The organism is Legionella brunensis (genome assembly GCF_001467025.1).
GTDB lineage: Bacteria > Pseudomonadota > Gammaproteobacteria > Legionellales > Legionellaceae > Tatlockia > Tatlockia brunensis.
Map to the genome: position 1 here is coordinate 189,925 of NZ_LNXV01000029.1, position 15,597 is coordinate 205,521.

Consider the following 15,597-nt stretch of genomic DNA (forward strand, 5'->3'; position numbering starts at 1 on the left):
TGCACAATTTGAATAGTGTATACAGCGTTTTTATCAAAAATTATTGATCCTAGCCAGCAGTTGGAGTCCGTATGCCCCGTATTAATCAAGACCTGCTAGAAAGAATACCCGAAGAAAAAAGATGGTACTTGGGGTATTATCCTGATGTTTTACTCTACCAAGACGATAAGCACGAGTATTCCGAAGCCATCTATCATTTGGCCAATGCCAAATATCTATACGCCAACGGTTATAATATCCGGCCAGCAAGCACACTCAGGTATGCTTTTGAAGCATTTAAAGGTTGGCTAGGATTTAATAACCATTGTGAGACGCAAAAAGTTCAGTTGGGGTTATATAAATTCGCTTATTATGGTTATCTAAAAGGATACCCTCAAGGAGCGCTGCATTCTTTACAACGACATGGTGTAAGTGAACAGTTCATTAGACAATTTTCTAGTCCACGAAAAAATGATGTTACCCAAAAGATTCAAAACGATTTAATTAAATTTTATGCTGACCACGTCCAAGCTTCTGTTATTCCCGAAGGACAACCTAAAATCTCTGATGAATATAGCTTTGGCAATACCTGGGCTAATCTGGAGCTTTGGTCTGAGATTCCTAAACTCGATCCGCAAAATGATTTGCTTATTCAACGCACCATAAGTCAACTTGAGAACATGTCTTCCCTACCTAATTATGTTTCCATACAGAATAGTAAATATGCCTTTGAAGTAGCTAAACAATGTATTGAGCATGTGAAATCAAGAAGGAACACCAGTCTTGCCGCAAAATTTTTAAATTATGTGCTTAATCTGTCTGCAGACAATGAGGCGCTGATTGCAAGAGCGATTCAATTTGCACCAGATATTTGTTTGCAGGATAAGCAATTTTTTATTGCATTTTATCTGGAGCGAAAAAATTTCAAAGCAGCCCTGCCTCTCATTGAGTTGTTAGAAGATACCACAGAGGCAGCAATTTTAGTGAAAAAACACTTTAACAACGAGCAGGTGCTGGCGTTAATAAAGAAGGACTCTCCCTTAGCAGCCGCTCTTTCTGAACAGTATTTAACCGCTGATACGGAGAATTTAAAGACTATCAAATTTGTAGCTACTTTTTATCCTAGCTTTGCTCAAAAATTTCCGGCCCAAGCTCTGCGACTTTTGGTGAGTGAAGAAAAATATGAGGAAGCCTACCAATTATTTACTGGGTTAAAAGATTGCCAAATTTACGTTGATGATCTTGTCAAGTTAGCTGACTATTTTGAAGATCTCAGCCTTAGCAAAGAAAAGGCTGCAGTAGCACTTCGGGAGCAGCAAAACTGGATAGGGATTGAGACACCTATACTTCAAGCAATTCGGTTGATAAAAAAAGCGCTCGAATTGGATGAAAACGATGATCGTTCTGAAAAACATTATAGGCAACTGCGTTTATATGCCGAGTCGCTAATTAACAACGACATTGTCACTCATGAAATTGAAACTTGCCAGATTGAGCAAATTATTAAAGCTATTAACTTGCTTAATCAGTGTAAGCCTGTAGCAAGCAACGAGAAAAAATTGCATCAAAAAGTATTAGTCACTGGTTTAATGCGGCAAGTCGATTACCTAATTTACACGATATCCCCTCTCGCAATTGATGCAGAATCACATACAAAATTAGCAGAACACAATGACAAGCATAGTGATAACATTCGTAACACTGCCCAACTATTGCGAAAAATCATCGATTTGTGTAATGACACCAGTGATAAAGAATTAAAATTAATTTTAGGTAAAGCTAATTTTCTATACGGAGATCTGATTAAGTTCTTTGGTTTGAATGAAAACTGTAATCCTTATTTTAGAGCAGCAATGAAAGCAGTACCTAATAACCCTTTCTACATTCTACGTTGCAGTGAAATATTTGAAGAAGAGAAGGACAAGCTACGAGAGAAAGGGGTGCCTCTTTTAAGAGCATTAGGCTATGAACCCATCCATTATTTACGTTGGGATGAACAACGATGGTATAAAGATAAAAGCTCTGCTTTAACCCCTATTCAAGATATCCATAATTTGGGAGAAAAAGGTCAGAAACGCTCTTTTTCCTTTTCTTTGATCTGAAAAATTTGATAATGGGATGCAGGAAGCCTTAATTTTGTTTATGCTTTATTTGGGATAAATAACTTAATAAGGATGTTTTATGACTACCGTGCTATTAGAAGAGCCACGTGAGCTTAAACGGAGTTGGGGTTGGCTACTGGCTTTAGGAATATTATTTGTCATCCTTGGAGGCATTGGCCTTGGGATGGTCGTTGGGTTAACACTTGCCAGCATGCTTTTTTTAGGTATTTTGTTAATCATCGGCGGATTTTTACAAATTGTGGATGTTTTTAAATCCAGGCACTGGAGAGCTGTAACTTGGCATGCGTTTATTGCCATGCTGTATATCATTGGCGGATGTCTTATCATTTATGATCCATTTCTGGCCTCCGCATTAATCACCGCCCTACTGGCAAGTGTATTAATCATCATCGGTTTAAGTCGTTTCTTTATGGCTATTATGCTTCGAGGATCATCAGGATGGGGCTGGTTATTGCTTGCTGGTATTGTCGCTATTGCTCTTGGTGTGATGATTTTAATGCACTGGCCTCTAAGTGGGTTATGGATAATAGGTTTATTTATCGCTGTTGAATTAATTGTTGATGGTTGGACCTATATTTTCCTTGCTTTTGCGCTTCGCCGTGCTTAAATTTCTTGAAGATCTGAGAATGTTGAGCCAATATGGGCTCAACATTCATTTTATAATTCCACGCTTAATCTGTATTCGAATATTTTTTCTATGAAGCAAATTAGCCCTATTCAATTAAAATTAATCCAACAGCTGGCTGATGGCGGTTGTTATAGTGGGAGTGTCTTAGGTGAGCAATTAGGTGTTTCCCGCACGGCCATATGGAAACATATTCGCCAACTGATTGAGATGGGATTACCAATTAAACGTTTGCCTCAGCAAGGGTATCAACTCACCTCTTCCATGCAATTGTTAAATGAGCCAGCCATTCGTCACTATCTTGCCGTTTACCATTTCACATCACCCATTAATTTTCACTTGTTTACAACAATAGATTCTACCAATCAGTTTTTGAAAAGCTTGCCTAATACGCATAATTTAGATATTTGTTGTGCTGAAATGCAAACGCAGGGAAAAGGTCGGTTTGGAAGACATTGGGTTTCTCCTTTTGGTGAAAATATCTACTGCTCTAGTCGTTGGGAGCTTAATTGCTGTCTATCGCAACTATCAGGTCTTAGCCTGGTTGTAGCCTTAGCTATTCTTACCAGCTTAAAGGATAGTCAGATTAAAGAAGACATCCAATTAAAATGGCCTAATGATTTGCTATGGCATGATAAAAAACTGTGCGGCATTTTGATAGAAATTATGGCAGAGACTCATGGCAATGCTCAGGTTATTATTGGCATTGGCATGAATGTAAATACCCCTACTCATAAGCAACCTTTACCGGATAAGCCTTGGTGTTCTTTATACGAAATAACCGGGAAAAAACATGATCGCAACCTATTATTAGCCAACTTAATTTATCGATTGCACGTGTATATGGAGCAATTTTTGGAACTAGGTTTTGCAAAATTTCATGACGAATGGCATGAAGTTGATTATCTAGCAGGTAAATTCATCACCGTTTCTCAGCCAACGGGCTCTATTCAGGGATATGCTTGCGGCATTAATGAACTAGGGCAACTAGGACTAAAAGACGAACAAGGAATTATTCATTATCTATCGTCTGGGGATACATCGTTAAGTGCAATTTAGAGGGGGGAAAGAGGTTGTCCCAAGCGAACAACTCCATTTGTACTCGGGACAGGACGACTGCAATAAAATCTGGGTTATACAGCTTCTTCGCTATCAGTTGACTCTTTTTCTTGTTGGATACGTAAGTATATTTCTTCACGGTGTACAGATACATCTTTCGGTGCATTAATACCGAGGCGCACCTGATTTCCTTTTACACCCAAGACAGTGATGTTTACATCGTCACCAATGATTAAAGTTTCACCAATACGCCGAGTCAAAATTAACATGACTAATTCTCCCTTAGATAGCAGCCACCATCTATTCCATAGAAGCTTCCATGGTGCTCTCGGCGGCTACAACTTGATTAAATTATAAACAATTTTAGGCTGTTCGATCGTAAGTTTACACAATGATTCTTAACGAAATATTAAGAACACCTAATTTTCGTTTTTATTAAAAAAATAAAAAGTACTTTTTTTGTTCTTTTTAGACCAAACTGAACGCTGTACAGCATTTAAGAAAATCCCAAAATAGGACGCAAAATTACCCTACTATTCTGAATTATGAGTAATATCAACCTTTCACAAGTGCAAAGTATTAAGTCTGAAAAAACAGCGAGGTATTATACTAGAAAAATTAAAAAATAAGACCTTTATTTTTAATTTTTTATTAAAATATATAAGATTAGAGCACAAAAAAACCACTATTTTTCCCAATCCTTTTGATTTAATTACTTTTTTATTAATAAATAGTCTTCGTCCATGAAATTATGCAAACTGCATTAGATATAGCCATCTTTTATTAATTGGATAGCCTAACCCAATAATTCATTAAAAACGAATAATTTCTTACCATTTTCTATTTATTAGACGGTCTATTAATGATATTTTTATGAAAAAATTTTAAAAATATTTCGCATGAAGCAATTAACCGAACTCAATTCCTGGATTGAATTAGAAAATCACGTTCACTCCCTGCGCTTAGCTACTATCGAAGAATTAAAAAACTCCCTCGATAGACGAGGAGCTCTAGCTATTTCTACGCAAAATATTCTTGTTGATTTTAGCAACCAACGAATAAATTCAACAACGTTGGAATTGTTATTACATCTTGCTCATGAATGTGATTTAAAGAATAAAATTGATGCTTTAATGCGGGGCGATTTTGTTAATAATAGTGAAGCCAGGCCAGCCTTGCATACAGCTTTACGCACTTTGGACAACAAACCAATACTCGTCAATAATTATGACATTCTTCCTGATGTTTTAGCAGCTCGCGAACAAATAAAAACAATTTCCGATGTCATTCGCTCAGGAGAGTGGTTAGGTTTTTCTGGGAAACCTATAACAGACATAGTAAATATTGGGATGGGTGGTTCTGATCTAGGCCCCCGCTTCTCCATTCGTGCGTTATCAGAGCTTGCTGCACCTCACTTAAATTATCATTTTGTTTCTGATGTTGACCCTAATGCTTTAAAAAATGCAATTCACCACTTAAGACCTGAAACAACACTCTTTATTGTTTCGTCAAAATCTTTTACAACAAAAGAAACTTTATACAATGCTAAAAAGGCGCTAAGTTGGATTAATAATCCGACACAAATGGATAAACATTTCATTGCGATCACGGCCAATGTTAAAAGAGCAAAAGAGTTCGGGTTCAACAATGTTGTGCCTATATGGGATTGGGTTGGTGGTCGTTACTCCTTATGCTCAGCAATTAGTCTAATTACCGCAATTGCCATTGGTTATGAGCAATTTTTCCAACTCTTAGCCGGTGCTCATAGCATGGATAAACACTTTCAAAATACAACTTTTGAAAGTAATTTACCTGTGCTCTTGGGACTTTTAGGCATCTGGAATAATAATTTTCTCCATATTAATAACCTGCTCATTCTCGTTTACTCTCAACAACTAGAGTATTTCGTCCCCTACATTCAACAGCTCGATATGGAGAGTAATGGCAAATCTATTGATAAGCGAGGGCGAGCTGTTAATCATGCAACAGGTCCCATTGTTTGGGGTGGGCTAGGTAATCAGGCTCAACACAGCTACTATCAATTACTTTGCCAAGGTACTCATAAAGTCGCTGTAGATTTTCTGACCGTAAAATCTTTTTCCAAGGAAATAATTAATGAGATGTCTGAAGCAAAAAGGTATGTGCTTGCTCACGGTGTCCATGATACTTCAAATCCTAACGGCTATATTCCAGGAAACAAGCCTCTAAATCATATTCAGTTAAACGACTGCTCTCCGTTTACATTAGGACAGCTTATTTCAATGTATGAGCACAAAATTTACACTCAAAGTGTTATTTGGGATATTAATGCATTTGACCAACCCGGTGTTGAAAGTGCAAAACGACAACAAATAAGTGCAGCAGTAGCGCAGTAGGCAGTGAACTTAATTATTAAGGCTTAAACAGTTTTAGTGCTTTAAAAAAGTTGCCAAAGAAAACTCTATTTCAGCGAATTCTAGTGGCTGGTGCAATCGCCGTTCGCATTTTTAACGTCTTTTTAAAATTTGCAAATCTAAAATAGAAAATATTTTTAAGCAAAAAAGACGGAAGTTTCTTAGCTAACCCGCAACGGCTCTTAAGCATTCCAAGTGCTGTTATTAGGCAATTCGCATACAGTTGCTTACGTAGCATTGGATACAAGTCAAAATAATGAAATAAATCTTGAAAATAAATCCCATAGGCCTTAATTCGACCTTTTTGGGTCGCTAAATAAGCTCCTCCTTTAGGATTACAACGATATTTTACAAGCACCTCGTTGATATAAGCACCTCGTCCTACCGGCAATAATGAATCCATGCCAAAAAACCACTCCATAAACTCCCTCTTGGGATCTGCCACCTTGCGAGATGATTTACGATAAGCATAAGCACTATGTACCGTTATAGAGCCCCATAAAGCTAAATCTTCGGCATTGAAATACATAACATTTTGATCAGCACTAGAATTGCCAGTTTCCGCTAAATAGCTACCATCATCGGAAAAATATAATGCGCGGTGGAAAATAAGATTGAGTGATTGATCATGGTTGAACAGTTCAAACTGTTTTTGCAGTTTTCCCGGCAACATGACATCATCTCCATCGCAGTGAAACACAATGTCACCAGTAGCTGCTTTATGAGCTTCTATATAGTTAACAGCAGGACCAACATTTTTATCTCGAGCAATGACTTGAATTTTTTCAGGGTACAACTGGGAGTAATCAATTATTATCTCTTGCGTACCATCTGTAGAACAATCATCAGAAACCAAGATATTAAATTCATAGTTTGTTTTTTGACTTAATATGCTATCTATGCATTCTTTTATGTAATTTTTCTGATTATAACACGAGACAACTACTGTACCCTTCATAAATCTATTCTCTAGCTAAATTCAGTTGTTGTTTACTACAAATATATGGGAGTTAAGCAGTGCCCCCATCATACTCGCTTAACGCAGGAGAGTAACTTAACTTGATAGGACATAGCAAGACAAAATTCCCCTAGAGAATTTCAGTATGAGGTATAAACTATATGGAATATTAAATAGTATGACGGCTGTGTCATCATTTCATGGAATGAGAGTATAGGTAATTTCTTTTAAAGGAGCCATAATCACCGATATAGCCAATAGTTAATTTCTCTTAATCGATAGCCATTTTGCAAATAGAAGTTGCAAGCTCTTAAATTAGAACCTTGGGTATTAACAAGAATTTTTGAGGCTCCCTGAACTCTAGACCAATTTTCTATTGCGGCTAATAAATTAAATCCCACCTTTTTGCCACGAACTAACTTATCTGTACAAATTAGCCCTATTCTTGTTGTTTCTTTATCAAGTAATTTACCCGTTACGAAACCAACTAACCTACTCTGCTCATCCTCCATTTTCAAACAGAGATCATCATGCCTTGCCAGAATGGCATTTTTCGCCCACTCTGAATAAAATCTTGCAGAGTCATCTGTTTTATACCAAGGCGAGCGAAAGCGACTAAATGCAAATGCTTGTGAAGCGAGAGAGGTAACAGCAACAATGTCATTAAGATCTGCTAATTCTATTTTTGAATTTAGATTGGAGCACTCAAACTCTAGAAGTAACTTCTCAAAACACATTTCTGTTTCAGCAATCAAAAATCCTAATTGCTGCAGCTCATCCAATTTTTCAGTATCCTTTGCTGATATCTTCGCCTGAATAATCTCATCACATAGGCTATCAAGATAAGCCAGAGATAGACTTTTGCTCTGCTTAACATCTAAATCAAAAATTTTTTTCTCAAAGAAATTGGAATCCCATTCCTTATAATGAATTAGAGAGCAGACCATTTTTAAACCTAATAGATGTATAAAAGCACAATAGTTGATTTCAAAACATTAAGACCCAGTTCGGGTAAAAATTTAAGTATAAATCAAATAGGACAAACCCGCGCATTGTAAAGGACTGACTATTGATAAGTAAAGTACAGCTAGTTTATTAGAGAGAAATAATTTTTAATTGCCACAAAAATCTTATATTTCCATGGCTAATGTTGAACGTTTATTGCAAAAAAAATAATAAAAAGCAATTAAAGTTATAGAGCAATATAAAATGGCAGTCAGAACATAAGCTAATAGCACTCCAAACAAAGACGCAGAATAATTTAACTCAATCGAACACAATAGAATAAAGAGCCCACCTTGTAGAATTTCTCCAAAAATATATAACTTGGTTGCAGCTTTGGCAACGACAACAAAACCAATCACCCACCCAAGTACCCGGAAGAAATCCCCCATCATTTGTATAAAAAATAAGTCACTGATGCCTAAGAATTCTTTACTATACACAAGCTCAATGACTGTATTTTTAAAAAAGAAAAAAAAGAGCATCATCACAAGAAATAAGCTACCAATAAAGAACAACATTTTGTTTACATGTCGAATAATATTTACACTACTTTGTTTTGGTGACACCATGGGTACGAAATAAAATGATAAAAACAGTGAGTAGAAACTTAGATATGCAGCAGAGAGTTTAGTAATAGCCTGCCAAAGTCCAGCTGTTTCTATATTCACCGAATAAATAATTTTGTTTCTTATATACATTTCAATAATGGGAAAACAAATCGTACTAAAAAGAAGCATTAAGCTAAATTTACTGAGCAAAAAACTATCCTGCTTTATAGAATAGAAACGCAAATGCCTCAAAAAGCGCCCTGTGAGACCATAGTAAGCAATTGGAATAAACGGACAAAGGTTAGGCGCCGTAACAGCTACCACCGCACCCCAAACGCCATATCTTGGAATCATATACCAGGCAAGAACCGCTGCAAGAAGACTGCCAACAACAACCAAAACTGTATAAGTTGAATTATTTCGAAAACCATTTAACAAACCATATGTATAATTGTTAAAAGAAATAAAAATCTGAGCAACCAAGAAGAAAAATATATATATGCGGTAATCTTGATTTAAAAATACATACATTGTCAGTTGTTTTATAAATAATAATCCGAGGCTCAGAGTTAGTAGCGCAGAGATAGCCGTGTAAAAAAAGGCACTCCCAGCAAAACCGAGCTGCTTGTAAATCGAACCCGCGTATTCGGAGATGTATTTGATAGTACCTGAAGCAATACCACCTCCAGCCAGCGTACCCGCAATGGTTATCAAAGTCATAAAATTACCCAATAAGCCCAGACCTTCTGGTCCTTGGGTAAGTGCAATTTGCTTGATAATATAAAGATTAACAAGCAACCGACTTAAATGAGAGGAAGCAGTTAATATCGCAACTTTTAATTGCTGCACTACAACTCCCTCAGACTTGCAACTGCTCTATCGATTACTAATTCAGCATCAGATTGAGACAAATTAAACCACAGTGGTAAGCGAACGAGTTTCTCGCTTTCAGAGGTTGTAAACTCATCGTTCCCTGAGAATTTCCCATATTTTAATCCGGCTGGGCTTGAGTGTAGTGGAATATAGTGAAATGGTGCCTGAATATCGTGAGCTTTCATCTTGGCAATAAATGCTTCACGCTTCACGTTTGAATCAAGCTTTATATAGTACATATGAGCATTATGCGTACATCCAGGGGGAATAGTTGGACGCGTTATAATTTCTGCCACAACTTTAAATGCTTCATGATATTGATGCCAAAGTGATAGACGTTTTTCATTAATTAACTCAGCAGACTCCAGCTGGGCTAAAAGATAAGCGGCTTGCAACTCACTAGGTAGGAAACTTGAGCCAATGTCTCTCCAAGTATATTTATCAACTTGGCCTCTCAAAAACTGGGAGCGGTTCGTTCCTTTTTCGCGAATTACCTCTGCACGGCTTACAAAACGAGAATCATTAATAAGTAATGCCCCACCCTCTCCACCCGAGGTATAGTTTTTAGTTTCATGAAAACTATAACAACCTAAATGTCCGATAGTTCCTAGGGGACGCTCTTTATAAGTGGCCATTACACCTTGTGCAGCATCTTCAATCACATAAAGATTATAACGAGCAGCAAGATCCATAATAGTATCCATTTCGCAGGCAACTCCTGCATAATGAACAGGTACTATCGCTTTAGTTCTATTAGTAATTGCTGCCTCTATTTTTTTTTCATCAATATTCATCGTATCAGGACGAATATCGACAAATACTATTTGGGCACCACGCAAAACAAACGCATTCGCGGTACTTACAAAAGTATAGCTAGGCATGATTACTTCATCACCCGGTTGAATATCAATTAACAATGCCGCCATTTCCAGTGCAGCCGTGCAAGACGGAGTAAGAAGTGCTGTGTTAACTGACTCAGGCTTTGCGAGCCACTCTTCACATTGTCTGGAGTAACTACCATCACCACATAACTTGGCATTGCTACTGATAATTTCAGATATATAACGAAGTTCGGTGCCTAATAGTGGAGGTTTGTTGAAACTAATCATGTTTAAGATCACCTAGGTAAAATAAGTTATTATCAAGTCATTATTCTTCGGACTATTTATCATTTTGCTTTATGAGGATGTTCTAAGAGAGAAAGCAAATAGTTGCCATAATTGCTTTTATTTAAAGAAGAGCCAATCGCATACAACTCACTATCAGACAACCAGCCATTGTTATAAGCAATTTCCTCCAAGCACGCGATCTTTAGTCCCTGCCGATGCTGAATGGTTTGTACAAACATGCTAGCTTCCAGAAGGCTTTCATGATGACCTGTATCGAGCCAAGCAAATCCTCTCCCTAGTAATTCTACAGATAATTGACCACATTCAAGATAAGCCTGATTAACACAAGTTATCTCAAGTTCATTTCTGTATGAGGGCTTAATTTGCTTTGCAATGTTAACGACTTGATTATCATAAAAATATAAACCCGTTACTGCATAATTTGAACGAGGTTTATTGGGTTTTTCCTCAATAGAAATCACTTGCAAATGCTCATCAAATTCAACAACGCCAAAACGCTCAGGATCTTTAACTTGATAGCCAAATATCGTAGCTCCTGACGTACGGTTAGCCACTTGCTTCAGTTTAGGGCTAAAGCCTTGACCATAAAAAATGTTATCACCTAATACCAGACATACAGAGTCATTGCCAATAAAAGACTCACCTATTGTAAATGCTTGAGCTAATCCTTCAGGTTTCGCTTGCACCTCATAAGTTAACTCTACTCCAAATTGCTTGCCATCACCCAATAAGCGCACAAAAGCTTCTTTATCTTCAGGTGTAGTAATGATTAAGATTTCTCGAATACCCGCCAGCATCAATATTGAAATGGGGTAATAAATCATGGGTTTGTCATATACGGGCAATAACTGTTTTGAAACACCCTTGGTGATTGGATATAATCTGCTTCCAGTTCCACCAGCCAAAATAATACCTTTCATTGGCATAGCTCCTTAGAAGAATTAAGATGATTTTGATAAGAACCATCTTTGATATTTTGACACCATTGTTGGTTGTTAAGATACCATTCGATTGTGTCTTCCATACCTTGGGTAAAATCTTTTGTGGGAATCCATCCGAGTTCATCTCTAATTTTTTGAGCATCAATTGCATAACGAAGATCATGCCCCGGTCTGTCTTTTACATAGGTAATCAAATCCTGAAAATGTTTAATGTTAGAGGTAGCTTGAGGAATTAATTTCTGTAAAATATTACAAATTGTTTTTACGACTTCCAGATTTGTTTTTTCATTATTTCCACCAATATTATAAGTTTCCCCTAACCTACCTTTAGTCAAAACACAATATAAAGCATTAACATGATCGTCTACGTATAGCCAATCTCGAACCTGACTTCCATCACCATAGATTGGCAAAGACTCACCTGCTAATGCCTTTAATATCATTAGAGGAATCAATTTTTCGGGAAATTGATAAGGTCCGTAATTATTGGAGCAGTTAGTTAACAATACCGGTAATCCATAAGTTCTATACCAAGCTCGTACTAAATGATCTGAGCTAGCTTTGCTGGCAGAATAGGGGGAGCTTGGGGAATAGGCTGTGTCCTCTGTAAAAAAAGCGCTCGTATGCCCTAAATCACCATAAACTTCATCAGTAGAAACATGGTGAAATCGAAATGTTTGCTGCTTATCATGAGGAAGATTAATCCAGTATCCTCTTGCAACTTCAAGTAAAGAATAAGTGCCCACAATATTAGTTTGAATGAAATCAACCGCTGAAGTAATAGAGCGATCGACATGACTTTCAGCAGCTAAATGCATAACAGCATCTGGTTGAAATTCATTAAAAATACGTTGAATAAGTTGAATATTACAGATATCAGAATGCGCAAAGCTATAGCGAGGATGACTACTTACCGTTTGTAATGACTCCAAATTACCCGCATAAGTTAACTTATCTAAGTTGAGTACAACATGCTCGGAGTTATTGATGAGATAACGTATTAATGCCGAACCTATAAAACCGGCCCCCCCAGTAACTATTATTTTCATATTTAGAACCAATCTATTGAGAATAGTTAGGGAACAGAAGCTGTTAAAATTTCGACAGAAGCTCGCCCCAAACCAAATTGATGCTCATTTTACTCTTACTATTTGTAATTTTAAAGGCAAGTTCGAATATTATAGATATTAGACTGCCCCTGAAGAGATTATTCAATAATTAGACAAACCATACAGAGACTCTAAGGCGACTGAGATTTAAAATCTAGTGAAGCAAATACTGTCGTATGGACAAGCCTTTATGCGTACACCAATTCAAATTTAAAACTTTACTCTGTAACATTCATTATTAATACACTGTTGGAAAGCTTATACCTAGGGTTGCTTCGGGGAACTATTTAATAATCTCTCATATTCCTCTACAACTAGGTGACCAAATTTTTTGCTGTCAAATTCATTTATTGCTCTTTTTTGTGCATTTTTTCCCATTATTGCACGGAGCTCTTCATCCAAAACAAGCCTCTTTAAAGCAGCAGTTAACTGTTCAACATTTTTTGGTTCTACTAACAGTCCAGTTTTACCATCAACAATAGCATCAGTTAAACCGTAAATGTTGGTACCAACTGTGGGCACCCCCATTGCTGCGGCCTCAATAACGACAGTTCCGAAACCCTCCCGATAACTGGGAAGGCATAAAATGTCTGCAATGACGATGAAATTTTCCGGTTCTACACAAAAACCTGGGAAAATAACTTTATCACCAGCACACTGCTGAGCTAATACCCTCACATCTTGTTCTATACCTTGTTCAAAAGGTCCAACAACAATCAACGATATTTCTTTTTCATTTTTTATCAACTCGCCAAATGCCTTTATAAGTTCAAAAATTCCTTTATCTTTCGTTATTCGTCCTACGAATAGTAAGACCAAATCATTTTGCTTAACCTTAACTGAATCTCGTATTTTGTTTTTATCTGCTTCAGTATAATTGGTTGGATTAAATCTTGCTATATTAACTCCTGCCAAGGAACCAATACCTAAAACAGAAATTTTTTCAGGTTTAATTACTTTGCTTTGAATAAGAAAATGACGCTGGCTGGGACTATCAGCATAACAATGCGTGTTTAAAACACCAATTAACTTATCGCAGGCTTTAACGATAGATTTTTTTATACCACTCATAGTAACCCATGTTTGTCCAGTAAAGGTATGCAAGCGAATAGGAATCTGAGCAAACCTGGCCGCTATGGCACAAAGTAGACCAGCTTTAGGAGTATTAGAATGAACAATATCAAATTGTCCGGAACGAAACATTTTTATTAAACTAATTAAGGAAATAATATCGGAAAACAAGCTAATTTCTCGGACAATCCGCACAGTCTTCAGTTTACAATGACTTATTTTCATTGTACTTAATAGCTCATCAGGACTAGTAATAATCGTAATATCAGCCCCTGTATCACCAATAGCCTCCAATTGCGTACGCAATTGTGTAAATACAAAAAGCGGGATGGTTGAAACCCTTGCTATTCGAGCTAACTTAATTTTTTTAGCCATTACTCCATCTCTAAAGAAAAGGATTTACTTGCATATTATCTCTTAAAATTAAGGTAGTGTAAAAAACAATAACAAAAACCTTGTTAATTTATTAAAATGGCAGCATATTATACAAGCCCTGTACAACTACATAAAATACCATCATTGAGCACAAAAAAACCAAACAAACGAATTTAGTTATTAAGGTGGACTTAGGCATTATAAAAAGTAATAGTGCTGTACTTAAAATGGAAAGATAAAACCAGGCGGGCAAAAGATAGCGATCGGCAAAAGCAGCAAATCCCATTAGAAAAAACGGAATAGTCAAAATCCAGTATATTTTCAATAGCTGGAAAAATTTTTTCTGATTTATGTCACTTAAGAAATATTTCCCTATGATAAAAAAAAGCAAGCCTGAAAAAATCGTGAAACAGGTAAAATCTATTCTATTTCCAGAATTATAACCTGCAGTCAGACCATAACTATAAATTTTATCATATAAATCGATTGGGGTGTTTTGTGATAGCCAAAAAAAACTTTTTTTAGTCAAACCAACGACATAAAAAAAAGCTAGTACGAATGTTGTAATAGATACAAATGAGTAAGAGAAAAAAGTTAATACCGAAAAAAATAAATAGATAATTGTGGTTTTATGAAAACCAAACGCAAATAAAGCTGTTGCTATTAACGGTAAAGGCCCATTGCGACAAAGTAAGAGAAGGAAAAAAAGCAGTAAGCTAATCGTTGCTGTTCCCTGTCTTATTACATTAATTTGGACAGAGTAGTAAAAGGGAGAAAAGCTTAAGCATGCCAATAGTAACAAAAAAGTAAAAAATACACTTGATTCTAACTCAAGATACTTATGCAGTTTGAATGCAATTAGTCCCAGAGAACAGAAATTAATCAAGGATATAAACGTAAAGAATGAAGCAGAAGATAAATGAAGATAAAAAAAGATGCTTGAGAAAAAATTAAACAGAGCTCCATACTGGGTATTTAAAGTATCCATAGTTAAACTATGGGTATAAAGAAGAATATAATTTTTTGTATCACTCCCTACAAAATCAGGACGGCAGCCTACCGCAATAGCTAAAAAAATAATTGAGAGTAAAATGAATAGAATAACCCTTAAATAAGATACTTTTATTCGCATCTAGTCCCTCATTTTTGATGGCATAAAATTCGACTATACTATCTCAAAATTCTAATTTGGTATATTTCTTCTAACAAAATTAAGCAATCTCTACTTTCAATAAAATTTGACAGTACTCTTAGATTGAAACAGGAAACTCATACAGGGCAACCGCATCTTAATTTAAACCGTTAATGAGAGTTGTACGTACATCATTATTAAGCGCGGCCATATGCCTCTTGCGTTTAACACTCGCATCAATGGAAGTATTTCAACGAATGATATTGAGCGCAATAT

The 15,597-nt window shown here is 36.4% G+C and carries 13 protein-coding genes; 4 read left to right on the top strand and 9 right to left on the bottom strand.

The features are described 5' to 3' along the window. Positions 1-71: 71 nt before the first annotated feature. The 3 genes from Lbru_RS09630 to Lbru_RS09640 all read left to right on the top strand — a co-directional run bounded on the left by Lbru_RS09630 (position 72) and on the right by Lbru_RS09640 (position 3,786). Complete coding sequence (locus Lbru_RS09630; RefSeq protein WP_058441924.1) at positions 72-2,081, top strand: hypothetical protein; 2,010 nt, start codon at positions 72-74, stop codon at positions 2,079-2,081. 79 nt (positions 2,082-2,160) lie between these two features. After that, positions 2,161-2,709, top strand: coding sequence for an HdeD family acid-resistance protein (locus tag Lbru_RS09635; RefSeq protein WP_058441925.1), 549 nt, complete (start codon positions 2,161-2,163; stop codon positions 2,707-2,709). 90 nt (positions 2,710-2,799) lie between these two features. Then, complete coding sequence (locus Lbru_RS09640) at positions 2,800-3,786, top strand: biotin--[acetyl-CoA-carboxylase] ligase (protein WP_058441926.1); 987 nt, start codon at positions 2,800-2,802, stop codon at positions 3,784-3,786. 74 nt (positions 3,787-3,860) lie between these two features. Here the strand turns inward: Lbru_RS09640 and csrA are convergent, their stop codons facing one another. Beyond that, positions 3,861-4,055, bottom strand: coding sequence for a carbon storage regulator CsrA (csrA, locus tag Lbru_RS09645; RefSeq protein ID WP_045105668.1), 195 nt, complete (start codon positions 4,053-4,055; stop codon positions 3,861-3,863). Positions 4,056-4,685: 630 nt separating this feature from the next. Between csrA and pgi the strand changes: the two genes are divergently transcribed. After that, complete coding sequence (gene pgi / locus Lbru_RS09650; protein ID WP_058441927.1) at positions 4,686-6,161, top strand: glucose-6-phosphate isomerase; 1,476 nt, start codon at positions 4,686-4,688, stop codon at positions 6,159-6,161. 70 nt (positions 6,162-6,231) lie between these two features. Here the strand turns inward: pgi and Lbru_RS09655 are convergent, their stop codons facing one another. From Lbru_RS09655 to Lbru_RS09690, 8 genes are all read right to left on the bottom strand, one after another. Beyond that, a complete protein-coding gene (locus tag Lbru_RS09655) occupies positions 6,232-7,137 on the bottom strand; it encodes a glycosyltransferase (RefSeq protein WP_058441928.1) in 906 nt (301 codons plus the stop codon). Positions 7,138-7,379: 242 nt separating this feature from the next. Continuing rightward, positions 7,380-8,084: a GNAT family N-acetyltransferase gene (locus Lbru_RS09660; RefSeq protein WP_058441929.1), complete on the bottom strand. Its 705-nt coding sequence runs from the start codon at positions 8,082-8,084 to the stop codon at positions 7,380-7,382. 183 nt (positions 8,085-8,267) lie between these two features. Further along, positions 8,268-9,539: an oligosaccharide flippase family protein gene (locus Lbru_RS09665; RefSeq protein WP_058441930.1), complete on the bottom strand. Its 1,272-nt coding sequence runs from the start codon at positions 9,537-9,539 to the stop codon at positions 8,268-8,270. Beyond that, positions 9,539-10,672, bottom strand: a complete 1,134-nt coding sequence (gene rffA, locus Lbru_RS09670) for a dTDP-4-amino-4,6-dideoxygalactose transaminase (RefSeq protein ID WP_058441931.1) — start codon at positions 10,670-10,672, stop codon at positions 9,539-9,541. Before rffA ends, Lbru_RS09665 begins: the two co-directional genes overlap by 1 nt. A gap of 59 nt (positions 10,673-10,731) precedes the next feature. Next, a complete protein-coding gene (rfbA, locus tag Lbru_RS09675; protein WP_058441932.1) occupies positions 10,732-11,613 on the bottom strand; it encodes a glucose-1-phosphate thymidylyltransferase RfbA in 882 nt (293 codons plus the stop codon). Further along, positions 11,610-12,683, bottom strand: a complete 1,074-nt coding sequence (rfbB, locus tag Lbru_RS09680) for a dTDP-glucose 4,6-dehydratase (RefSeq protein WP_058441933.1) — start codon at positions 12,681-12,683, stop codon at positions 11,610-11,612. The genes rfbA and rfbB overlap by 4 nt, the downstream gene beginning before the upstream one ends. A 324-nt stretch (positions 12,684-13,007) precedes the next feature. Further along, positions 13,008-14,189, bottom strand: a complete 1,182-nt coding sequence (locus tag Lbru_RS09685; RefSeq protein ID WP_058441934.1) for a glycosyltransferase family 4 protein — start codon at positions 14,187-14,189, stop codon at positions 13,008-13,010. A gap of 91 nt (positions 14,190-14,280) precedes the next feature. Next, entirely contained in the window at positions 14,281-15,321 is a 1,041-nt protein-coding gene (locus tag Lbru_RS09690) for an EpsG family protein (protein WP_058441935.1), read from the bottom strand. Positions 15,322-15,597 lie beyond the last annotated feature (276 nt).